Annotated in this window: 7 protein-coding genes; 2 read left to right on the top strand and 5 right to left on the bottom strand. The window is 62.9% G+C overall.

The features are described from left to right. The first annotated feature begins 263 nt into the window (after positions 1 to 263). A complete protein-coding gene (locus Pan216_RS18560) occupies positions 264 to 11,294 on the top strand; it encodes a calcium-binding protein (RefSeq protein ID WP_145260179.1) in 11,031 nt (3,676 codons plus the stop codon). Between the two features lie 480 nt (positions 11,295 to 11,774). Here the strand turns inward: Pan216_RS18560 and Pan216_RS18565 are convergent, their stop codons facing one another. Further along, entirely contained in the window at positions 11,775 to 14,915 is a 3,141-nt protein-coding gene (locus Pan216_RS18565) for an efflux RND transporter permease subunit (protein WP_145260181.1), read from the bottom strand. 46 nt (positions 14,916 to 14,961) lie between these two features. After that, positions 14,962 to 16,299 carry an efflux RND transporter periplasmic adaptor subunit gene (locus Pan216_RS18570; RefSeq protein ID WP_145260183.1) on the bottom strand — a complete coding sequence of 446 codons (1,338 nt, stop codon included), beginning with the start codon at positions 16,297 to 16,299 and terminating at the stop codon, positions 14,962 to 14,964. A gap of 268 nt (positions 16,300 to 16,567) precedes the next feature. Between Pan216_RS18570 and Pan216_RS18575 the strand changes: the two genes are divergently transcribed. After that, entirely contained in the window at positions 16,568 to 18,244 is a 1,677-nt protein-coding gene (locus tag Pan216_RS18575; protein ID WP_145260185.1) for a TolC family protein, read from the top strand. Positions 18,245 to 18,332: 88 nt separating this feature from the next. On the opposite strand, the gene Pan216_RS18580 is transcribed toward Pan216_RS18575, so the two are convergent. The 3 genes from Pan216_RS18580 to Pan216_RS18590 all read right to left on the bottom strand — a co-directional run bounded on the left by Pan216_RS18580 (position 18,333) and on the right by Pan216_RS18590 (position 25,866). Then, complete coding sequence (locus Pan216_RS18580; protein WP_145260187.1) at positions 18,333 to 19,082, bottom strand: MBL fold metallo-hydrolase; 750 nt, start codon at positions 19,080 to 19,082, stop codon at positions 18,333 to 18,335. Positions 19,083 to 19,392: 310 nt separating this feature from the next. Next, on the bottom strand, positions 19,393 to 23,307 hold the full coding sequence (locus tag Pan216_RS18585) for an LVIVD repeat-containing protein (protein ID WP_419192702.1): 3,915 nt from the start codon (positions 23,305 to 23,307) through the stop codon (positions 19,393 to 19,395). Between the two features lie 333 nt (positions 23,308 to 23,640). Then, on the bottom strand, positions 23,641 to 25,866 hold the full coding sequence (locus Pan216_RS18590; protein WP_145260189.1) for a hypothetical protein: 2,226 nt from the start codon (positions 25,864 to 25,866) through the stop codon (positions 23,641 to 23,643). Positions 25,867 to 26,240: the final 374 nt, after the last annotated feature.

The raw sequence follows: 26,240 nt of genomic DNA on the forward strand, positions 1-26,240 counted from the left end.
CGCTCTATCTCCTCGTCAGCGGGGCATTTGCATCCCATTCTCCCTACTTGAGACTCGCATCGATGTTCGCTCGCGAGTGATCGGCCCACCTGGCGAGATCCGCATCGCGCACGCGATCGCCGTCTCGCCCCAACGCCGAAGATGAGAATATCGCAACCGTTTTCGAGTCTCAGCGCCACTACACCCTTTAGACCCGCATCAAGCATCAGCTCCGTGCTTCGGAGAAACGCGACGCCCGTCGACCACAAGGAGGAGAGTTGTCCATGGCCCCCCAAAAGAAGCGTCTCACCAAGAAGAGCAAGGGTTTCAAGCCTCAGATCATGAGTCTTGAGGCACGACTCCTACTCGCCGCCGACATTCCGGGCACCCCGGGCGACGACGTCATTCCCGACTCGATCGGCGAGTTCATCATCATCGGCGACGACAACACGATCGATGCCGGTGACGGCAACGATCTGGTCTTCGGCCTTGGCGGCAACGACACCATCGACGGCGGTGACGGCAACGACGCTCTCGCCGGTGGCGAGGGCGATGACGTCATCGACGGTGGGGCCGGCAACGACGCCATTGGCGGAGGTGATGACAACGACTCGGTCGTCGGCGGCAGCGGCAACGACATCGTCGGCGGCGGCGACGGCAACGACACCGTCGAGGGTGGCACCGGCGAGGACGCCGTTGGCGGTGGGGACGGCGACGACCTCGTGCTCGGTGGCGACGACAACGACATCGTCAACGGCGACGACGGCAATGACTCCCTCGACGGCGGCAGCGGCGACGACCTCGTCTTGGGCGGCGACGGAGATGACTCGATCGTCGCCGGTGACGGGGACGACTCCGTCTTTGGTGGCGGCGACGACGATACCTTCTACATCACCGATCCGGTCGACGGCGACGACCTCATCGATGGTGGCAAGGGCAAGGACACCGTGACCACCGAGGACGGTACCGGTGATCTCGAGGTCAACGTCTTCGACACCACCAACGGCAACGTCTCGGACGTCGAGGTCATCGAAGCCGACAACATCGTCGGGACGGACGACGCCGACCACATCGACATCTCCAAGATCGCCAAGACCACGATCACCACCATCGATGGTCTCGGTAGCGACGACATGCTCATCGGCAACGATGAGGCCAACGACATCGACGGCAACGACGGCGACGACACCCTCCGCGGTAGGGACGGCGACGACACCCTCGACGGCGGTGCCGGCAACGACCTTATTCGCGGCAACGGCGGCAACGACGTCGTCTACGCCGACGCCGGCGACGACGTCAACGGTGGCGGCGGCGACGACGTCTTGAATCTGCACCTCACCATCGACGACATCGTCAAGATCGCCCAGGGTGGCGAGCTCGACGAGTTCCTCAACTACGTCTTCGATCCGACTCCCGGCGACGCGGTCCTCGACCTCGATGATTCGATCGGCCTCAAGGCCAAGAACTTCGAGGAGGTGAATCTCTTCATCGAAGGCATCGACAACATCATCGTCGGCACCAGCGGCAAGGACGAGCTTGGCGTCGGCGACTACAAGCGCGTCGACGGCACGGTGATGGACAACTCGCCGCAGAACGACTTGATCATCGCCTTCGGTGGCAACGACGTCATCGATGGTGGCGGCGGCAACGACGTCATCATCGGCGGCGACGGCAACGACACCATCGTCGGCGGCGACGGCAACGACCTCATCCTCGGCGGGGACGGCCACGACAGCGTCGACGGCGGCGAAGGCAAGGACACCATCTACGTCGGGCTCGGCAACGACACCGTCGACGGCGGCGCCGGTCGGGACACCTTCATCGCCGACGACGTCATCAACGACAAGGACTTCATCGATGGTGGTGCCGACAAGGACACCTTCACCACCTTCGACGGCTCCGGCGATCTCGTCTTCAAGCACTTCGACACCACTGGCGGCAACGTCAAGAACCTCGAGGACATCGTCGCGGACAACATCGTCGGGACCAAGGGTGCCGACATCATCGATCTCAAGAACATCGACAAGCTGACCGTCGACGCGATCAGCGGTGATGCCGGCAACGACGAGATCGTCGGCAACGACCAAGCCAACGTCATCAACGGCGACGCCGGCAACGACAACATCGATGGCGGCGAGGGCAACGACACCATCGACGGTGGCGACGGCAACGACAGCGTCGACGGCGGCAACGGCAAGGACACCATCCACGTCGGCGACGGCAACGAGACCGTCAAGGGCGGCGCCGGCAACGACACCTTCATCGTCGATGACGGAGCCATCATCGACGCCAACGACTCGATCGACGGCGGCGCCGACAACGACGTCTTCCAGTCGACCAGCGACACCAAGGACCTGACCTTCAAGGTCTTCGACACCACCGGCGGCAACGTCAAGGGCATCGAGACCGTCAAGGCGGCCAACATCCTCGGCACCAGCGGTGGCGACACCATCGACCTCTCGGGGATCAACAACCTCGACGTCGACGAGATCAACGGTGATGGCGGCAGTGACTACATCGCCGGCAACGACCAAGCCAACGACATCGATGGCGGCGACGGCAACGACACCATCAAGGGCAACGGCGGCAACGACACCATCACCGGTGGCGCCGGCAACGACACCATCGACGCCGGCGACGGCAACGACAGCGTCGACGGCGGAGGCAATAACGACTCGATCAAGGGTGGTGAAGGCAACGACACCATCGACGGTGGCGACGGCAACGACAGCGTCGACGGCGGCAACGGCAAGGACACCATCCACGTCGGCGACGGCAACGAGACCGTCAAGGGCGGCGCCGGCAACGACACCTTCATCGTCGATGACGGAGCCATCATCGACGCCAACGACTCGATCGACGGCGGCGCCGACAACGACGTCTTCCAGTCGACCAGCGACACCAAGGACTTGACCTTCAAGGTCTTCGACACCACCGGCGGCAACGTCAAGGGCATCGAGACCGTCAAGGCGGCCAACATCCTCGGCACCAGCGGTGGCGACACCATCGACCTCTCGGGGATCAACAACCTCGACGTCGACGAGATCAACGGTGATGGCGGCAGTGACTACATCGCCGGCAACGACCAAGCCAACGACATCGATGGCGGCGACGGCAATGACACCATCAAGGGCAACGGCGGCAACGACACCATCACCGGTGGCGCCGGCAACGACACCATCGACGCCGGCGACGGCAACGACAGCGTCGACGGCGGAGGCAATAACGACTCGATCAAGGGTGGTGAAGGCAACGACACCATCGACGGTGGCGACGGCAACGACAGCGTCGACGGCGGCAACGGCAAGGACACCATCCACGTCGGCGACGGCAACGAGACCGTCAAGGGCGGCGCCGGCAACGACACCTTCATCGTCGATGACGGAGCCATCATCGACGTCAACGACTCGATCGACGGCGGCGCCGACAACGACGTCTTCCAGTCGACCAGCGACACCAAGGACTTGACCTTCAAGGTCTTCGACACCACCGGCGGCAACGTCAAGGGCATCGAGACCGTCAAGGCGGCCAACATCCTCGGCACCAGCGGTGGCGACACCATCGACCTCTCGGGGATCAACAACCTCGACGTCGACGAGATCAACGGTGATGGCGGCAGTGACTACATCGCCGGCAACGACCAAGCCAACGACATCGATGGCGGCGACGGCAACGACACCATCAAGGGCAACGGCGGCAACGACACCATCACCGGTGGCGCCGGCAACGACACCATCGACGCCGGCGACGGCAACGACGACATCGACGGTGGGGCCGGCAACGACACCATCAAGGGTGGTGACGGCAACGATACCATCACCGGCGGCACCCAGAACGACACCATCGATGCCGGTGACGGCAAGGACACCGTCGAGGGTGGCGACGGCAACGACTCCATCAAGGGTGGCGACGGCAACGACACCATCGCCGGCGGCGACGGCAACGACTCCATCGATGGTGGTAACGACAACGACACCCTCTATGTCGGCGACGGCAACGAGACCGTCAAGGGCGGCAACGGCAACGACACCCTCACCGTCGAGGATGGCGTCACCATCAACGCCAACGACGTGATCGATGGTGGTTCCGGGACCGATGTCGTCAACCAGGCCAGTGGCGGCGATCTGGTCGTCAACACCTTCGACTCCACCGGCGGCAACGTCAAGGGCATCGAGACCGTCAACGCGGCCAACATCACCGGCACTAGCGCCGGAGACACCATCGACGTCTCGGGCATCGCCAACGTCAACGTCGGGGCCATCCTCGGCCTCGGGGGCAGCGACATCATCGTCGGCAACGACCAAGCCAACGACATCGATGGCGGCGACGGCAACGACACCATCGACGGCAAGGGTGGCAACGACACCCTCACCGGCGGCACGGGCAACGACGACATCGATGGTGGCGATGGCAACGACGACATCGACGGCGGCGACGGTAACGACAACCTCTCCGGCGGCGACGGCAACGACACCGTCGACGGTGGCGACGGCAACGACTCGATCGCTGGCGGCGACGGCAACGACCTGCTCGACGGTGGCGAGAACAACGACAGCGTCGACGGCGGCGACGGTAGCGACACCATCCACGTCGGCGACGACAACGAAACCGCCAAGGGCGGCGCCGGCAACGACACCTTCATCGTCGGCGATGGCGTCACCATTGACAGCAAGGACTCGATCGACGGCGGCGCCGATAGCGACACCGTCAAGTCCTTCGACGACGGCGACCTGACATTCAACGTCTTCGACACCACCAGCGGCAACGTCAAGAACATCGAGACGATCAAGGCGCCCACGATTCACGGCACCGCCGGATCCGACACCATCGATCTTTCGGGCGTTGCCAGCCTCAAGGTCAATCTCATGGAAGGTCTCGGCGGCAACGACTTCCTCGCCGGCAACGACCAAGCCAACGACATTCGCGGTGGGGACGGCAACGACACTATCGAGGGCAACGGTGGCAACGACTCCATCAGCGGCGGCATCGGCAACGACGCGATCGACGGCGGCGACGGCAACGACACCATCGATGGCGATGCCGGCAACGACAGCGTCGACGGTGGCGCCGGCAACGACACCATCGCGATCGGCGACGGCAAGGAGACCGTCGAGGGTGGCGCGGGCAACGACACCTTCGTCGTCGACGATGGCGTCACCATCGACGGTAACGACAACATCGACGGCGGCGCCGACAGCGATACCGTCACGTCGACCAGCGACACCAAGGACCTGACCTTCAAGGTCTTCGACACCACCGGCGGCAACGTCAAGGGCATCGAGACCGTCAACGCGGCCAACATCCTTGGCACCAGCGCCGGCGACACCATCGATCTCTCCGGCATCTCCAACCTCGACGTCGCGACCATCGACGGCAAGGCGGGTAGCGACTTCATCGCCGGCAACGATCAAGCCAACGACATCCTCGGGGGCGACGGCAACGACACCATCGACGGCAACGGCGGCCACGACACCATCGATGGCGGGACCGGCAACGACCTGATCGACGGCGGCGACGGTAACGACTCGATCCTCGGCGGCGAGGGCAACGACACCCTCGATGGGGGCGACGGCAACGACACCCTCGACGGCAATGCGGGCAACGACAGCGTCCTCGCCGGTGACGGCAAGGACACCATCGCCATCGGCGACGGCAACGAGACCGTCAAGGGTGGTGACGGCAACGACACCTTCATCGTCGACGATGGCGTCACCATCGACGCCAACGACTTCATTGACGGTGGCGCCGACAGCGATGCCGTCGAATCGGGTTCGGGCTCCGGCGAGCTGATCTTCAAGGTCTTCGACACCACCGGCGGCAACGTCAAGGGCATCGAGACCGTCGAGGCCACCACCATCAACGGCACCAGCGGCGCCGACACCATCGACCTCTCCGGAGTCAACGACGTCGATGTCGACGCGATCAACGGCCTTGGTGGCAGCGACACCATCATCGGCAACGATCAAGCCAACAACATCGACGGTGGAACTGGCAACGACACCATCAAGGCCGGCGGCGGCCACGACACCATCGCCGGTGGCGACGGCAGTGACGACATCGATGCCGGCGACGGCAACGACAGCGTCGACGGTGGGAGCGGCAACGACACCATCAAGGCCGGCGACGGCAAGGATTCTGTCGATGGCGGCACCGGCAACGACGTCATTGTCGGTGGCGACGGCGATGACCACCTCGACGGCGGCGACGGCAATGACAGCGTCGACGGCGGCAACGGAAAGGACACCATCGCGATCGGCGACGGCAACGAGACCGTCAAGGGTGGCGCCGGCAACGACACCTTCATCGTCGATGACGGCGTCACCATCGACGCCAACGATTCGATCGACGGCGGTTCGGACAATGACGTGGTCGAATCGGGTTCGGGCTCCGGCGAGCTGATCTTTAAGGTCTTCGACACCACCGGCGGCAACGTCAAGGGCATCGAGACCGTCGAGGCCACCACCATCAACGGCACCAGCGGCGCCGACACCATCGACCTCTCCGGGGTCAACAACGTCGACACCGCCGCGATCCTGGGACTCGGTGGCAGCGACTATCTCGCCGGCAACGACCAGGCTAACAACATCGACGGCGGCGCCGGCAACGACACCATCAAGGGCAACGGCGGCAACGACACCCTCACCGGTGGCGACGGCAACGATGACATCGACGCCGGCGCGGGCAACGACACCGTCACCGGCAACGCGGGCAACGACACCATCAAGGGTGGTGACGGCAACGACTCGATCGACGGCGGCTCGGGCAAGGACTCCATCGACGGCGGCCTCGGCAACGACTCGATCGATGGCGGGCTTAGCGACGACATCATCAAGGGAGGTGACGGCAACGACACTCTCGACGGCGCCGGCGGCAACGACAGCGTCGACGGCGGCTCGGGCAAGGACACCATCGCCATCGGTGACGGCAACGAGACCGTCAAGGGCGGTGCCGGCAACGACACCTTCATCGTCGACGACGGCGTCACCATCAACGGCAACGACTCCATCGACGGCGGCGCCGACAACGACGTCGTCAAGTCGGGCTCCGGCTCCGGCGAGTTGATCTTCAACGTCTTCGACACCACCGGCGGCAACGTCAAGGGCATCGAGACGGTCCAAGCCACCACCATCAACGGCACCGGTGGCGCCGATGTCATCGACCTCTCCGCGGTCGCCTCGGTCGCGGTCTCGGCCATCCTCGGCCATGGCGGCAACGACTATCTCGCCGGCAACGACCAGGCCAACAACATCGACGGCGGCGACGGAAACGACACCATCAAGGGCAACGGCGGCGACGACACCCTCGCGGGTGGGTCCGGCAACGATGACATCGACGGCGGCGACGGCAACGACTCGATCAGCGGTGGCGATGGCCACGACACCATCACCGCGGGCGACGGCAAGGACACTGTCACCGGCGGCGCCGGCAACGATGACATCGACGGCGGCGACGGCAACGACTCCATCGACGGCGGCACCGGCGACGACACCATCTCCGGTGCCGACGGTAACGACACCCTCGACGGGAGCGCGGGCAACGACAGCGTTCGCGGCGGCGACGGCAACGACACCATCCACGTCGGCGACGGCGACGAGACCGTCAAGGGTGGCGATGGCAACGACACCTTCATCGTCGACGACGGCGCCACGATCGACGCCAACGACTCGATCGACGGTGGGGCGGACAACGATGTCGTCAAGTCGGGCTTCGGCTCCGGCGAACTGATCTTCAACGTCTTCGACACCACCGGCGGCAACGTCAAGGGCATCGAGACGGTCCAAGCCACCACCATCAACGGCACCGGCGGCGCCGATGTCATCGACCTCTCGGAGGTCGCCAACGTCAGCACCTCGGCCATCATGGGACTTGGCGGCGACGACTCCATCGTCGGCAACGACCAAGCCAACTACATCGACGGTGGCGACGGAAACGACACCCTCAAGGGCAAGGGTGGCAACGACACCATCCTCGGCGGCATCGGCGGTGACGACATCGACGGCGGCGATGGCAACGACTCCATCAACGGTGGTGACGGCGACGACACCATCAGCGCCGGCGACGGCAAGGACACTGTCGACGGCGGTGCCGGCAGTGACGTCATCGACGGCGGCGATGGCAACGACTCCATCAACAGCGGCGACGGCGACGACACCATCAAGGGCAAGGAAGGCAACGATACCTTGAATGGTGGCGAGGGCGACGACAGTGTCGAGGGTGGCGACGGCAAGGACACCATCTACGTCGGCGACGACAACGAAACAGTCAAGGGTGGGTCCGGTAACGACACCTTCATCATCGAGGACGGCGCGATCGTCGACGGGGCCGACCTCATCGACGGCGGTTCCGACAGCGATACCGTCAAATCCTTCGACGACGGCGTCCTGACCTTCAACGTCTTCGACACCACCAGCGGCAACGTCACCGGCATCGAGACCGTCAAGGCCACGATCATCAACGGCACCACCGGCGACGATCTCATCGACGTCTCCAATGTCGACAACGTTACCGCCAGCTCGATCAACGGCCTGGAGGGCAATGACGAGCTCATTGGCAACGCCCAGAAGAACGTCATCAACGGCGGCGACGGCGACGACACCATCAAGGGCAAGGATGGCAACGATACCTTGAATGGTGGCGAGGGCGACGACAGTGTCGAGGGTGGCGACGGCAAGGACACCATCTACGTCGGCGACGACAACGAAACAGTCAAGGGTGGGTCCGGTAACGACACCTTCATCATCGAGGACGGCGCGATCGTCGACGGGGCCGACCTCATCGACGGCGGTTCCGACAGCGATACCGTCAAATCCTTCGACGACGGCGTCCTGACCTTCAACGTCTTCGACACCACCAGCGGCAACGTCTCGGGCATCGAGACCGTCAAGGCCACGATCATCAACGGCACCGCCGGCGACGATCACATCGACCTGTGCAACGTCGACAATATCACGGCCAGCTCGATCAACGGACTGGACGGCGACGACTTCCTTGCCGGCAACGCCCAGAAGAACGTCATCAACGGCGGCGACGGCGACGACACCATCAAGGGCAAGGATGGCAACGACACCCTCGATGGCGGGCTCGGCGATGACTCGATCACCGGCGGCGAGGGCAACGACACCCTGACCGGCGGCGACGGTAGCGATACCCTCGACGGCGGCCTAGGCAACGACACCGCCACGGGCGGAGACGGCAACGATCGCATCGCGGTCGGCGAAGGGAACGATACCGTCTTCGGCAATGCCGGGGACGACACCTTCGTCGCCACGGGCGTGATCGACGCGGCCGACGTCATTGACGGCGGCGACGACGTCGACACCGTGACCACCCCGAACGGTGACGGAACCTTGACGCTGCATCACTTCGACACCACGGAGGGCAACGTCACCAGCATCGAGCAGATCGTCGCCGACAACATCGACGGCACCGACGAAGACGACCTGATCGACGTCAGCAACGTCTTCAACCTCAACGGCGCTCCGATCCACGGCCGTGACGGCAACGACGTCCTCCACGGCAATGGCCAGGGTAACAACATCCACGGGGGCGACGGCAACGACTCGATCGTCGGCAACTCCGGCGACGACACCATCAATGGTGGCGCCGGCGACGACAGCCTTCGTGGCAACTCCGGCGACGACCGCTTCTACGTCGGCGACGGAAAGGACACCGCGGTCGGAGGGTCCGGTGACGACTCCTTCCGCATCAACGGTTACTTCAACCAGAACGACTCCATCAACGGGGGGAGCGGCACCGACACGGTCACGACCGAAAGTGGTAGCGGCGCCCTCGAACTCCATCACTTCGATACCACCGACGGCAACGTCACCAGCATCGAGGAAATCGACGCCGACAGCATCGAGGGTACCGCCAACGGTGACCTGATCGACTTGGCCAATGTCGACGACATCGGTGGAGCCCCGATCAACGGCAACAGCGGCGACGATGTGATCGGCGGCAACGCCCAGGACAACCTCATCGACGGTGGTCCCGGCAACGACACCCTCGCCGGACACGGCGGTTCCGACACGCTGATCGGTGGCGTCGGCGACGACACCATCTATGTCGACAGCGCCGGCGACGTGGCCGACGGCGGCACTGGCAACAATACGATCATCGTGCTCGGTGGTGACGCGGTCGATGGGATCTCCAACCCGCTCGACGTCCTCAACGGCTTGGCGCCGCGAAGCCAGGAGTTCGGCGACATCGCCTTCAGCGCGAATCTGGTCACCTTCGATGCCGAGAGTCCCTACGTCTTCGAGTACGGGCTACTCGACATCCAACAAGTGACCGTCGATGGCCAAGTCCTCATCACCGAGGGGGCAACCATCGACTTCACCAACCTCACCGGTCGCCAGTTCGAAATCATGACCGAGTGGGTCCTCATCGACAACGATGGCGCCGACGCGATCGTCGGCCAATTCGCCGGCATCGCCGAGGGCCAGTTGATCCACGTCGAAGGCGGAATCCTCCAGGCCAGCTACACGATGGGCGACGGCAACGATTTCGGCGTCAAGGTGATCGCCTCGTACATGACCGATCTCCGGTCCGAGAGCATCGCTCAACACGCGTTCATCTACCGCAACGGCCAGGTCATCCTCTCCGGAGCGTTGGGCGAGGGCTTCGACAACCAGCACTTCGCCATCTTCGGCTTCGGCACCACCGGCGACCAAGCTCAGATCCTCGACGACGGCCGCGTCCTGCTCTACCGCGAATCGACTGGGCAGATCATCATCTCCCAGACCGCCCTCGGAGCGTCGTTCGATCCTCGCCTCTTCACGGTGATCGACACGGGCCTCACCGGCAAGCAACTCGTGTTTGGTGACTGGGACCTCGACGGTTCCAAGACGATCGCTCTTGTCGATCGCACCACGGGCGTGACTCATGTCGACGACAACGGCGACATGCAGATCGACCTCAACAGCGGGGACTACACCGTCAATCTCCCGCCGGGCGGCCAAGTGGCGAGCTATCAGTTCTCGGCGGATGTCGGTGGCGTCGCGGTCTACGCGGGTGGCTTCGTCCATCTGTTCGCTCAGCCGTTCGTAACCGGTTTCACGACCGACTCTCCCGACGCGACCTTCCAGTATGGGCTTGGCGACACCGATCACTTCTCGGTGGTCAACGCCACGGAGGATGGATTGCTCAACAACGTCGTCGTCTCGCGAGGCATGGACCACTCAATCGCGACCGAGGCCAATGGCGGGGGCGTGATCACCAACCAGTTCGGCAACCCCGGTGATCGGTTCGGCTCGGTGCACGAGAACGTGATCGACTCGATCTTCTCGAGCCTTCCGAATGTCCAGAGCCCGTGATCGGCCGATCGCTCGTTCCTGGAGCGATCGCACGGCACAACTGACCCAGCGCATCCCCGGAGCCCTTGTTGGCTTCGGGGATGTTCTCGTTGATGGGGTTGCACGGGGATCGGGTGGAAGAAATCGCGGAACCATCAGCAAGGTGACACGATCGATCACCGTTGAGCGCTCGGGTGCCTGCTCACGCTCGCGTGGCATGCTGGTATCGCTCGCGAAGAGTCCAACGCGCCCAAGACGATTAAGCCAGATGGCTCGCGAAGCCACTCGCCCAATAGCACCCGCACTTGGTTGGCATGGACGCTGACGCAAGCTTTCCGAAGGAACGCGTTTCCGCTCCGTGCTCTGTCAGATCCAAGAGCTTGGGCGCCGCTGGCTGCTTGTCAGCCAGTGAGAACGAGTGACGTCACCGGCAACCCGAAGTTGGACGTTTGACTGTGCACGAGTGACGATCTCTCCTTGCGCTTCCCGTGCTCGCCATCCTCACGCGGGCTCGCTGCGCCGATGAACGAGCAGATAGACGCAGGGCACGAGAAAAAGCGTCAACGCCGTCGAGACAATGATCCCGCCGGAGAGGGCGCGGGCGAGTGGAATCATCGCCTCGTTCCCAGGAGCCCAAGGAAACGTGAACGGCAACAGTGACGCGACCAGCGTGAGCGACGTCATCAAGATCGGCCGGAGCCGCACTTGGGCCGCGGCCAACGCCGCTTCGCGAGCGGACCCGCCGTGGGAACGATGCAGGTTGGCGAACTCGACCAACAGGATCGAGTTGTTGACCACCACCCCGATCATCATCAACGTTCCGATCAACGACTGGATGTTCAAGGTCGTGCCGGTCAAAAACAGGACCAAGATCACGCCGCCGAGCCCCAAGGGGACCGCGAGGATGATGATCAAGGGATCGACAAACGACCGGAACTGTGCCATCAACACCAAGTAGACCAACACGCCGGCGATTACCAGTCCCCATCCGAGCAACCGCATCCCGCCGCGCATCGTCTCGATCGGCCCACGAAGCGTCGCGGTCACGCCGTTCTCGAACTCGAGGTTGGCCAGCTCCCGCTCGACATCGCGTGCCACCGCCCCCATGTCGCGGCCGGAGATATTGACCAGGACATCGTTAACGCGAGAGATGTTGTAGTGGGCGATCTCCCCGGGAATTGTCACCCGGTTCACCGTCGCGATATTCGAGAGCGGGATCGTGATCGGCCCATCGGACGTACTGAGCGACAGCGGGATGTTCCGAATCTCGTCCAACGAATCGAACTCGTTCGAGGCGTACTGCACGCCCATGAAGAAGTCGACACCCGACTTCGGGTCGATCCAGATTGTCGGGGAATAGCCGACGCTCGAACCGAGAGCGGTCAGGATCGCTTGGGCAATCTCCTCCTGATCCAACCCGAGGTACTTCGCTCGCGTCCGATCGACCTGCACGTCCAACTGCGGATAGTCGAGCGACTGAGCGATCTGCACATCGGCGGTGCCGGGGATCCGCTTGACGACCTCGGCCACTTCCTCCGCGGCGCGACGGCACTGCTCGAGCGTTCCCGCGGCGATCTGAACACTGATCGGCGTCGGCACCCCGCGGTTGAGCGCCATGTTCACGATCCCGCCGGACGCGAAGAGAAACTCCTCGAGGGGATAGCGCTCCGCGAGCAGCGGCCGAAGCCTCTCGATGTAGTGATCGGTTCCGGTCGACCGCCCCTCTTGCTTGAGGTTCACGATGATGTACGCGGTGTCCGGACCGGAGTTGGAACTGAGAATCGTCGAGAACCCGGCCCCCTTCCCCACCGGCAACCCAATGTTGGCGATGAGCGTGTCGATCTCCTCTTCGGGAATGACCTCCTTGATCGTTTCCTCGATCCGCTCGACCAGGCGTTCGGTCTCGAGCAGGTCGGTTCCCGGGAGCGTCTTGACGCGGATCTCGAAGGTTCCCGAATCGACGTTGGGAAAGAGCTCCGATCCGATCAGGGGCCAGAGCAAAAACGATGCCCCCACGCCGCCGACGATGATCAGGACCGTCAGGATCGGCGCGGCGAGCGTTCCGTTGAGTAGTCGGCCATAGAGTCCCTTGGGTACCGTTTCGCCAACGGTGAGTGACTCACTCTCGTCGGTATGTTCCTCGCCCTTGCGAAGCCGAATGAAGGAAGCGCAGAATGCGGGGACGACCGTCAACGCGAGAAAATAGGAGGCTCCAATGGTGAAACAGGCCGCGAGCGCCAGCGGCTCGAAGAGATACTTGATCATCCCCGTGAGAAAGACCGCGGGCAGAAAGACCGCGAGCGTGGTGATGGTTCCGGCAAGGATCGCTCCGGAGACCTCGCGCGTCCCCTCGAGTGCCGCTTGGGCGGCGGGCTTCCCCAACCGTTGATGGCGAATGATGTTCTCGGTCACCACGATCGCGGCGTCGACGACCGTCCCCATCGCCAAGGCGATTCCGCCCAGGGTCATGACGTTGATCGTCTGTCCGGTGAAGGAGAAGCCAAGCGTTCCGATCAGGATCGACAGGACGATCGAGGCGACGATGACCAGGGCCGGCAGAAAACGCCGCAGAAAGACGACGACGACCGCGGCGACCAGCACCGCGCCGAGTCCGACCTGGGAGAAGAGATTGTCCAACGCGTTGCGGATGTAGCGCGATTGATCCGAGACGAGCGTGACCTCCGTCGCCTCGGGAATGTCGCCCCGCGCCTTCATCTTGGGAATCTCGTCCGCCAAGCCCGCGCGGATGCGATCGACGACCGCGATCGTGTTTTCGCCCGGTTCGCGCAGCAGCGGGCAATAGACGCTTCGTCGACCATTGACGCGAACGACGTTGTACTGCAGCGCCGAGTCATCGACCGCCTCGCCCACGTCGCGAATGAAAATTGGCCGACCGTCTCGGACCGCGATCGGAATCGAGTCGATCTCCTCGGTCGTCGGCAGCGTGTTGCGAGGATGGATCTGGTAGTCGGTCCCTCCCATCCGCGCGGTGCCGGCAGCGAGGACGAGGTTCGACTTGCGCAGCGCCTCGACGACGTCGGTCGTGCTGAGATGGAGCGCCTGCAGCTTCTGCGGATCGACGTAGATCATCATCTGACGGAACTTGCCGCCGAAGGGATGCGGGATCTGCACTCCCTTGAGGCCGCCCATCTTGTTTCGCACGGCGTAGTAGCCGATGGTGTAGAGTTTCTGCTCGCTGAGCCCCTCGCCCGAGATCGCCGCGAGGGCGACCGGAAGGTTGGCTGGCTCGCTGCGCAGGGTGAAGGGCCACTCGATGCCGGGGGGCAAGTGAAACATGTCACTGGCCTCGAGGTTGACGATGTCGTTCATCGCCGAACTCGGGTCGGTGCCGGGTTGAAAGAAGACCTTGATGACCGAGGCCCCAGGGACGGTGCGCGACTCTTGGTGCTCGATCTTGCCCGCGAGGGTCAACGCCCGCTCGACGCGCGAGGTGACCGACTTCTCCATGTCGAGCGTCGGCAAGCCGGGATAGGAGAAGAAACTCACCACCACCGGCTCCTTGAAGTCCGGCAGCAAGTCGACCGTGATCCCAGGGATGACCGCCGCCCCCAGAAGGCAAAGGGCCAGCGCCACCGCGAGGATCGCATAGCGATTGTTGAGCGAAAAGTTAATCAGGCCCATGGCGTGAGCTTTCGTGGCTGGATGAGAGGCTGGAGGCGTCGCGGGATCAGTTCTCGAGGCGTCTCACTCGTTGCCCGTCGGTGAATCGCTTCAGGTGGGCATCGATGACCTGGGCGTCCTTCTCAACACCCGAGACAATTTGAATCGTCTGACCATCGTCGTGGCCCGTCGTCACCTCGGCGATGCTGACCGTCTCGTCGTCACCGACGACGTAGACGTAGGCTTGCCCCTGCTCGCTGAAGCGGACCGCCCGGGCCGGAAGCACGTTGGCCGAGGCTCGGGACTCGAGGGTGATCGTCGCCTGGCCGAAGAGGCCGGGAATGAGTTTGCGCCTCGGGTTGGGAACCTCCACTTCAACCAACATCGTCCGGGTACTCGGGTCGAGCGCGTGTGCCAAGCGGGTGACGCTGGCGTCGATCGCCTTCTCGCCGGAGAACGAGGGAAAGGTCAGTGTCACCGGGTCGCCCGGATTGACGAACGCCGCCTCCGCCTCGGGGACGGGGACGTGGACCCGAACGCGGTCGACTTGGCTGATGACGAAGAGCGGCTTGCCCTTGCGATCGTCCTGGTTGACCGTCACCAAGTCGCCGGGATCGATGGTTCGCTCGGTGACGATACCGTCGAAAGGTGCACGGATGGTCGCATAGCCGATCAGGACGTCGATTTCCTTGCGCTGGCTCTCGGAGATCGCCGTTTCCGACCGAGCGGCTTGCAGGTCGGCTTGCGCGGAGAGTTCGTTCGCCTTGGCGACGCCGACGTCGGCCCGCGCGGCTTCGATCGCGGAGGTCACCGCCTTGAGACTCGCTCGATCACCGTCGCGCTTCTTTCGCGACTCGTCGAGCATACGGCTTTCGAGCGACTGCCGTTTGACGAGGTCGTCGATGCGGGTGAACTCCGCGTCCGCCGCCGCGAGATGGGCTTTCGCCCGGTGAACCTCTGACTCGGCTTGCCCGAGGCGCGACTCGGCCGACTTCACGTTGGCCTGTGCCAAGGTCACCCCGGCGGTCGCTTGTTGCTCGCGAGCCTGGTTGCGGGCGATCCGAGCATCGATGATGTTGCGCTGCTCAAGCATCTCCGGAACATCGACGATCGCGAGCACGTCCCCCGCACCCACGACATCTCCGATATCGGCCTCGAGATCGGCGACATAGCCGGAGACGCGCGGCCGGATCTCGGCGCGAAAGTAGGGATAGACCGTCGCCGGTTGGGTCGTCGTGCGAGGAATCGCGCGTTCGGTGACGGAGACGGTTCTGACCGGGATCGGCTTCGGTTCGGTCTTCGTCGACGCCGTGGGAGACGATTGGGCGGCACAGCCGGAGACGCTGGCGAGGAGCAAGATCGCGAGCGGGCATCCAACCGGCCGGGAGAGACCAGCGATGTTCATAGGGAGTCGTATCCGCGGAAAGAGGTTGTTGTGAGGATCGCTAGTCTACAAGCGAAAGGACGGCACCGCAACCGAACCATTCGTAGGAACGGTGCTCGCTCCCTCACGCCGCGACGGCCGAGAAGATAGAGAAACTAGGCAACCGTCAGCGAATCTGCCGGCCGCGGGATGGCCCTCCTCCCTGCAAGACCGCTACTTTCGGCATCGCCCTTGCCACCCTTCGCCGATGAGAGGGGAAGTGCGACCACCGCGAGATCGAGGAGGGGTGATGCGAAAGGCTGCGCTCGACAAATGGTTCCTCATCGGCTTGATTGGAGCGGCCGGCTGCGCGAAGCCCCACGTCGCCGCCTGGCACCAGGATGAGCGACAAGTGACAGCCCCGATTGAGTCGCTTGCCACCGACGAACGCCTCGACGCCCAAGTGCATCCCGTCCGGTACACCCCTTCGAGCCCAGATCGGCCCTCCCTCGACGAAAGCACCGTTGCAACCACCACTCCAAAGGTCGACGAACCGGCAACGCCCCCCCACCTGCTGCCCATCCAGGCGGAAGTACCGATGGTTGAAGAAGCCACCCCGCAACCATTCGACTCGGAGTTGGACTTCGGCCCCACGGTCCCCGGCGCGGGAACGATCCCAGGGGAGCCGTTCGCGATCAACCTTCCGACGGCAATGGCCCACGTGAGCGGCGGACACCCCATCGTCGGCACGACGCAGTGGCAGGTTCGGGAAGCCTACGCTCGACTCGCCCAGGCCCGCGTCCTCTGGTTGCCGACGATCCAACCCGGGTTCAGCTTCAACGTCCACGACGGCAATCTGCAAACGAGCGAAGGCGAGATCATCGACGTCAATCGCGACGCGTTCCAAGCCGGCTTGGGATCGGGGGCGACCGGGGCCGGAACGACGACCTTCCCCGGCTTGCTGTCGGAGTTCCACGTCGCCGACGCGATCTTCCTCCCCCGTATCGCGGCCCGCAACGCGTGCGCCCTGGAGCACGGGGCCGATGCGACGGTCAACGAACACCTCCTTGGTGTCGCGCTGGCGTATCTTCAACTACAGCGAGCCGAACAAGATCGACGGATTGTTGAGGAGACCCACGACCACACCGCGACGCTCTCGAAGCTGACCCACGACTTCGCGGCCGCCGGCCAGGGGCTACGGGCCGATGCCGATCGACTGCAAACCGAGTTGACGCTCGTGAAGAGCCGACTGGTCGGGGCGAGCGAACAAACCGAAGTCGCCGCCGCCGATCTGGCCGAAGCGATCAGCCTCGACAACAACCGCCGACTGCTGCTAATGGAGCCGACGATCGTTCCGCTCGACTTGGTGCCGGGTGAACTCGACGAAGCGAGCCTCATCAGCGAGGGGCTTTCCAACCGACCGGAGCTCAAGGAGTCGCAAGCGCTCGTCGCGGCGGCATGCGAGGAGTTTCGACGGCAGAAAGCGGCCCCCTTCGTGCCGAGTCTTCTTCTTGGCTTCAGCCCCGGAGTCTTCGGGGGTGGCCGTAGCGGCACGCTCGCCAACATCGACAACCGCGCCGACTTCGACGCCGTCGCTTTTTGGCAGGTGCGGCAACTCGGGCTTGGCGAGAAGTTCGCCCGGCGCGAGTCCAAGGCGCGCGTGCAACAGGCCCGATACGAAGTCGTCGGGGTGATGGACCAAGTCGCCCGGCAGATTCGAACGGCCCGCACGCAAGTCGTCCATCGCAAGCGGCAGATCGAGATCACCAAGCAAGCGATCACGTCGGCCGAGGCCTCCTTTGAGCGAAACCTGGCGCGTATTCGCGATGGTCAGGGGCTTCCGCTGGAGGTGTTGCAGTCGGTTCAAGCGTTGGAAAGCGCTCGCCGTGCGTATTTGAACGCGGTGATCGACTACAACCGGGCCCAGTTCACGCTCCAATGGGCTCTCGGCTGGCCCGTCCACCACGTCAATCCCGGCGAAGGCTAAGTTGACATCGAAGCGACACTGACTCCTCGTCAGCCAGTGAGAACGAATTACCTCAACGGCAACCCGAAGTGAAACATTCGACAGTTTACTAGAACTCCACCACCTCAAGGTCGTTCGCGTAGCGGGTGTCGGGGACGAACGCGGAGACTTGCCGCTCGATCGTCGTGAGGATGTCCTGCCCGACGACGGGACTGGGATGGATTAAGAGAAGATGGTCGATGCCCGCGTTGCGGGCGAAGGCGCCGACGGCGCTGGAGCAGGAATGCCCCGTCGTCGTCGCCGCCTCCTCGAAGCCATCGGTGAAGTAACATTCGTGCAGCATGAGTTTCACGCCCCGAACGAACGCGACCTTCTCCTCGTTGTCCGGATCGGCGTTGGTATCGGAGACGTACGCGAAGGAAGTCGCGGGGCCATCGAAGCGGTAGGCGAGGGACGTCCCCGGATGATCGGGCTGCAACATCCAACGAATCGTCCAGTCCCCGACCGTCGTCTCCTGGGCAATGGGCCGTAGCTCGTGCTCGAACGGGACCGGAAAGAGATACTGATCAAAGAGCTTTTCGCCCACGGCATTCAAGTGAGTCTGCTTCCCGTGGACGGTGATCCTTTCGATCCCCTTCCCACGGAGGACGTCGTTGATGTACGTCAACCCTTGGCAGTGATCGAGATGGACGTGCGTAAGGAAGATGTTGATCGACGACGTCGCGATTCGATCGCGAACACGAAAGAACGATGTCCCCGCGTCGAGAATGACTCCATCCTCGGGGAGCATGAAGCAGGCAGTATGTCGTGTGTCGCTCGGGTGATACCCGCCGGTCCCGAGAAGATGGAGTTCGCTCAACGCCTCGTCCTCCGTGCGTACGCACAGGATTATCGGTGAGGCATTCCCCTCTTTCAACTACTCAATGGCTATTTGAAGACCTTCACCGAAGAGTCATGACGAGTGTCAGCGACTCGACAAGACGCCCACGCGGTGGGCCAACGAGCGTCTCGCCGCGCCACGCCGTTCGAGTGGCCCCAGTTGTCACTGGCTGGCAAGCAGCCGGTGGCACACCTTTGGGATCGATATCGGCAAGGGCCCGGTGGCACTCTTCGCCAGAACCGATCGCCGTGACTGAGCGAATCGGAGCTTGTCCGGGTCGCAAGCGAGATCACTCTTCTAAGTCGCCTGGCTCCGGCTCATCCTCGAGGAACTGATAGAGCGGGCTTCCCGGCTCGTCGCTGACTCGCCACGGCACGCCCTTCCACATGTAGAGCTTTCGCTGCTCCTCAAGATTGAACGGCCTGGCACCGACGCGGCCGAAGACCGCGATCTGGTTGCCACTCTCGTCGACGGCCCGGTCGCGATCGACCCCGCGGCTGATGCTGTAGGCATGGCCGCCACCGGGGATCTTGAACTTCGCGATCAGTTTCGGCTCGGGGCGAGGGCTGAAGCCGTAGTGCCCCTTCGACTCGGCGCCGACGAGCTCGAGCACGGCGAGCCCCTTCTTCCCATCGGCCACGTACGCGTAGAGGCTCACGTATGTCGATCCGAGCTGGATGTCGTTGACGTCACAGAGGTACCCGTCGGCGTTGTAGACCTGGTCGATCACCGGCACGTCGGCCCGCTCGATGTTGAGGATGACAATTCCCTCATGTCCGGCCGCGACGTAAGCGTAGGTTCGCGCCAGGTAGATGTTGCGAGCATCGTGCATCTCCAACGCGTTGACGAGGAACGGGTGGGCGGGCTCGGTGATGTCGAGCACCTTGACCCCTTCCTCGTCGCAGACGTAGGCGTAGCGGAACTGGGCCTTGATCGCGCGAGGCTTCACGAGCCCCTCGCCCAAGACCGCGGTCACGCAGGGCTTCAGGGGATCCTGAAGATCGACGACGACCAGTCCGGCATCGCAGCCGATGTAGGCGTAAGTACCGATGATTGAGATCGTCCGAGCACCGTTGAGGATTCCGTCCGGATTGAAGGTGCACGCCCGCTTGAGGAAGTTGTTGACCGGGTTGCCGTCGAGCAACGTACCGGCGCCTACCATGATCAACCCTTCGTACTTGTCGATGACGTAGAGGTAGGCGTAGAGCGCCGCGACCGGCGACTCCTCGTTGTCGGGATTCTGCTTCCGGGTCGGATCGGGAGCGAGCGTCGCGGGTGTCGCGAACCCGGTGCAGTACTTAGTCTTCACGTAGAGACGCTGCCCCAGCGGCGAGACCGGCGCCGAGGTGATTCGCTCCGAGAAGGCCTTGTCCTCGATGAAGGCGATGTCGAAGACGCGGAAACCACCCTTCCCGCAGGCGGCGTAGACGTACTCGCCGCGCTGCTGGACCTGCTTGACCTCGACCTTGCGGAAGGGGTTGGTGATGTTCTGCGCGATATCCTTGCCGGGATGCTCGTGGTAGTACTGCAACTCGCCATGATGCTCGAGATGCTTCTTGTAGTAGTCCGGGAACGCGAGGCTTTGCAGTCGACTTCCGATGACGGCCTGCGGTTCTTTTTGCTCGGTGACTTGGACCGCGAAGAGTCCATGATCGCCGCAGCCGACCCAGCAATACTTGCCGATGAAGTTGACCCAGCCGGTGCCGTGCATCAGGAGCTGCGCCATGATGGCGTTGTTGTCATCGTTCTCGGAGAGATGGCAATCGGTGCAGCGTTTGGTGCCATCCTTGCCGCGAACGGTGTGCGGCGAATTGGTGCTGAAGGCGATGCCGCTCATGCCGTCGGCGGAGATCGTCTGCTGCTGGTTGTAGATGCCTTCCCGCTTCGCGTTGTAGGAGGAGACGAAGATCGCACAGGCCGACCGAGCCGGCGAGACCCGGTTTCCGGTCGCGGTCCCATCCTTGGCCAGCATGTAGACATCGTCGCGCAGCGTCTGGAAGTTGTAGGCGGTGTAGTTGCGGGTGACGTCGCCTTTGTTGTGCAGATGCGGCATCTTGAGATTCGCCTTCTGCGGCAAATGGCACCCGAAGCAGCTCGGGTTCCAGGACGAATGGCACGAGGCACAACTAACCATGTCATTCGAGTGGGCACATTCGGCCTCGTTCGCCCCCAGCTTGCCCCAAACCATCTGCCCTTGCCCGTTCATGCGGACGGTCTTGGCCAAGTGAGCGCGTTCGTTGTAGTTCTCGCTCTTCGGATCGACGGTGTCCTTGACCTGGGAGATCTCCCAGGAGGTTCCCTTCTCGACCATCGAGTGCTGGATGAGTTTCTTTCCACGCCATTCGAAGCGAGGTTTGCCGAAAGGCGTGCGCAGGGCGGCGAGATTCCGACCTCCCTCGGCCGCGGCCGGTCCACTCGTCAGCAGCGTCGGTCGCTTGGAGACAGTGCCGTGACAGTCCCTACAGGTGATCTCGATGGCGGCGCGGACCTCGCCGTAGAGCTTCGTGTCACCGTGAACGTCCTGGGAGAAGTGACAGTCGATGCAGTGCATGCCCTTCTCGAGATGGACGTCCATGAAGTGGACCGGGATGCCGGAACGCTGCTTGCCGTGGACTCTCTCCTCGGGGGTCGCGGGGGCCATCGCGGCCTGAAGAACCTCCGGCGTGACGTCTTCGATCGGATTGTTCTCGTAGTCGAGCAGGACGCCGTCGCGGCGTTTCTTGAAGACCGCTCGATAGACCCAACCGTGCCCGTGGAAGTCGGCGAACTGCGTCTTGTCGAGCTTCGGATTGAGTTCGTAAACCCGTTCGAGGAACTCCGGATCGGACCAGAGCCCCTGCATGGAGCATTCGTTGGGATTCGACATCCGCATCCGCGCCGCCTCTTCCGCCGTGGGATAGCGCTGCTTCTCGGGATACATGAACTCGCCGTTGGTCTCCAAGTCCCACCACATGAAGCCGAGGTAGCTATTGAGGACCGTTGTTCCCGGGTGCATGTGGCAGACGATACATTGGCTGCTCGGAATCGAGAGCGTGAACTTGTGGCGGATCGGGTGTCCCGACTGGTTCTTGGGAATCGTCGGATCGGGCGAGTAGGAGTGCCCGAGGTGACCGGCCCACGCGTAGGGACCGGAGTTCACCGGCGAGCGATCGTTCGCATAGATGACGTGGCACGCGGTGCAACCACTGGAACGATAGTCACCGGGATGGTCGTTGGTTCCCAGGAAGTTGAGCGTCGGATCGAGCAAACGCGTCTTGTTGAGACTCACCCAGACCGGATCGGTGCGGTTGAGGGTTCCGAGACCGCGCGTACTCAAGCGGGTTCGCGGTCGGCCGGTCTCTTCCCGTCGTTCGGGAATCCCGACTTCGGGTTGAAAACGTCCCCCACGCTCGAAGATGCGCAGGATGTTGCCCGGTTGGGAGACTTCGAAGTGCGCCAACGGATCGAGAAAGGGAACCACCCCCTTTTTGACGATCTCCTCGTCGGTCGGGGGAGGAACGGTCTGGATCCGGAGAGCTTCGCCGTGAGTGCTGTAGGCCTCCCCGAAACGGGCTCGTTTGTTCGGGTAAGCACCGTTGTTGTAGAGAGCCGCTCCCCAAAGCATGCAACCGTTGGTCATCATGCTCTTGCGGACCTGCAGCGTCTCCTTGGGATGGCAGTTGAGCGTACCGCATGCCACGTGAGCGACGCGCAAGTCACCGGGGTTCACGAAACGGATAAAGTCGGGCGACTCGTTGTTGAGCAAGGTGTACGAGCGTTGGGGGTTCGCCGAGGTACGCCACGCTTCGGGAAATCGCGGATGGACGTGAGCTTGCACATAGTCCGTGGTCGACGCGTCGCCACCATGGCAGTCGGTACAACCCAGGTTGACCGTTGTCTTGCTGTGAGGTTCCTCGATCCCCTTGTGGCAGTGCAGACAGCCGACACTTTTGGTCTGGGCAACCTCCGCGGTCTGCCGCATCAAGTCGATCTCGGCGTGAGCTGGCGGATAGGGATTCCCCGCAAGCGGTGGCTCTTCGGAAACGGGCGGCTCGTCCGGAAACGTCGGCGTCGAGACGACCTCCTCGACCTCCTCGACTTCCTCCGCGACCGCTTGGCGATCGGTGACCGTGTCGACGGCCAGCATCACGGTGACCATGATGACGGAGGCGAGCGCGATTGCGTAGCAGAGATACAATCGACGACGAATGGCAGGGCGGGTCACGCCAGCTTACCTCCCGGAAGGCACAAAGGTTGGCTCGCTTGTTCACCATCACGTTGAGGCGAATCAGCAGGGCGCGAGACGAAGACCGACGGTCACGACGAGGTTGCGGGCAACCTCGAGAAGCGATCGCGCGGTCGCGTCAAACTTCAGCGAAACGGTCAAAGCACGACCAAACGGCTAGGAAGAGGGCATTCCCCCCCACTCCGCGCGTCACACTCAAACAGTTTCCCCCAACAGTGTCAAGAGACATGTCGGAAGTTGACCATGGCCACATTGGAGAGAGAGAAAACCTAGGCAAGCAGGGAGGCGAGCCTCCGAAGAGGCGAAGGGAAGTTAGTACAAGAGTTCGAGTTGCATGAAGCCTTGCATGAAGGTGCTGATCGAGCCATCGAAATTTTCGTAGATGTCCCGGAAGCCGTCCCACGGGAAGAGCCCCGCGATCCCGGCGACCAAGATGACGTTGTTGTTGAGCAGCGGCCGGTACTCGGCACCCAGACTGACATCGACGCCGATACCGTTGGCAATTTGGTCTTGGAAGAGAAACTGGCGAAGTACCTCCGTCGAGTCAAACCAGAGGCAGTTGGTATTCTGGATAAAGCGGAGCTTCGGGGTCGCCTCGACGTCGAAGCCGACGTTGTAGAGGAACAGGCCCGGGTTGACGAAGTTCGGTTGTCCTTGAACCTTGCTCGAACGCAAGTCGGGAACAAGGCTGAAACGCTGCACGAGATTCACGCCCTGCAGTGGAATCCCCTGGCGATTCCAGTAGCTGAACTCGCCACCCGCGAAGGCGGGATTGTCGTTGATCGAGTCGAAGCCGGTCGCCTCTTGGTCGTTGATGTCGTGATCGCCGGAGTACCAAAGAAACGACGATCGGAACCGGAACCAGTCCCGGTCGTAAGAAGCTTCCAACGCGAACATCTGGGCGTTGATCGACTGCGGCTGTCCGCCGAGCGGATTGAGACTGTCGCGACCGAGAGCCCAGTAGAAGGAGTGGCTGAGGTTGTAGCGGCCGATGTGGCCATCCCCATTCCATCCGAGGTAGTACGACTCGACCTGGTGGGGCGTGAAGACGCCGACGGGGTCGGGACGCGCAAGCCGCTGGTTGTTGTCGAAGACGAAGCTCGGCTGGTCCTTGTCGTAGAGAAAGCTGAACTGCGTCGTATAGCCGGGAACGAAGGTGTCCTCACGATAGTAGTTCATGATGACGGTGTTCTTGTTGCGGTCGTGGAAGGTATTGAGCTCGCTGTTGATGTCCTTGTCGGTCTGGTCGAACCAAAGGATGTTGAACTGGGTACGCGATGCCTTCCCGGTCCCGAAGAGTCGCACGCCGCGATTGACGTCGACGAACATGAAGCCGCGAAAGTCGGAGTTGAAGAACTGCGACCCGGCGCGAACCGACATGAAGTCGTAGTGCGGGCTGAGGTCGGAGATCTTCATCTCGAAGAACCATTCCTCGAGCGACGTCCAGGTCCGCGAGCGGGTGGTGCCGTTGAGGACGTTCGGATTGACGATGGCGAGTTCTTCGAGGTCGAGATGGTTGACGTTGAAGACCGGCGCGATGCGGACCGCCCAGTCGATCGGCTTGAAGACCGCGGTGTCGCCGTGAAAGAGATCGAACTGGAGGCGGAAGAACTGCGTGTAGAAGAACTGCTCGGGTCGGCCGAAGAACTCTTCCTCGAAGGGTCGCGCGGTGCTCTCGAAGGGGGTCGTCGGGTTGGGCAGCCCGCGTCCCTCGGCGATCGCGAGCGTCGCCGCGGTGATATTGAGGAAGGTCTGTTCACCGATGATCGGGTAGTCGCCCTTGAGCACGTTTTGGTTGAACGGATCCCACCAGTGCCCGAGCGTGTAGGGGTAGTCTTCGTCGAACGGATGGGCTCGGTCGTACCGATCCCACGCCGGAAAGCCCTCGCGCCAACGGTCGGTCACCGGCACGAAGTGGCTGTTCTCCTGAAACTCGCCGGGAATGATACCACTGGGCCCCGTGAATCCGAGGGGCGGGTCCATCGGCGTTCGCAGCAGCACCGATCCATCCTCGTAGGGATCGGCCGGCGGCCGGGAAGGTGTCGATTCGCGGAAGGGTCGGCGCAGGACTTCGGGTCGGATCGCGTCGGTCGATGCCGATTCCTGGGCGACTTCGGTGTCGGCGACACTCGTCAGCGGTGGGAACGCCGTCTGCATTCCTGGGGCGACGAAGTGCTGAATCGTTTCCGCGGAGGTCTCTTGGTCGCTGGCGCCGAGCGTGACCTCTGGCGAAACTTCGAGCAGGTCGATGCCCACTTCCGTGGGAAGGGGTAGTTCCGCGACGGGCAAGACGGGGCCAGGGGCCACGTCAGGATTGACCCCGTTCGTCCATCCCTGCGCATCGCGGGCGAACGTCTCTGGTGGCGGCGCGGCGGGGGGCATCTCCGCGAGGGTTGAATCGATCCGACCCTCGAGACGTTGGCGCGACTCTTCCTTCTGGACCTGGTCGCCGCTCGCGGCAACGGGCTCCATCGAGAACAGAAGCGCAACAGCGGCCCCGAACGCGAGTGGTCCGAGCTTCGTGATTCGGAACTTCACTGGCTTGTTCCAGCTAGTTTAGTTTGCGACGACTCGCGAAGACCGGGTCATCCGTCGGCTTTCATGCGACTCCAACGAAACTCCATCCGACGGCAGAAACGTGACCCAAACTGTTCACCGACTTCACGCACTAGACTGTAGATCGGTCAGGACTCGACAGATCGTGAGGTTTTTTCCGTTTGTGACGGCTGTTTGGATTCCAAAGGTCGACCGGCCTTCGTAGACTTCGCAGTTTGTGCCGTTCATCCTAAGAATTCCTCAATTGCCAACCCTTTGGTAACCGAATGTCCAAAGAGTTAGCGTCCATCTCAAGCGATTCACTCCATGGTGCCCCCCCGTGATGGTCGATGTCTCTAGGAAGTCACGCGTCGCGC

It is taken from the genome of Kolteria novifilia, from assembly GCA_007748055.1.
Taxonomy (GTDB): domain Bacteria; phylum Planctomycetota; class Planctomycetia; order Kolteriales; family Kolteriaceae; genus Kolteria; species Kolteria novifilia.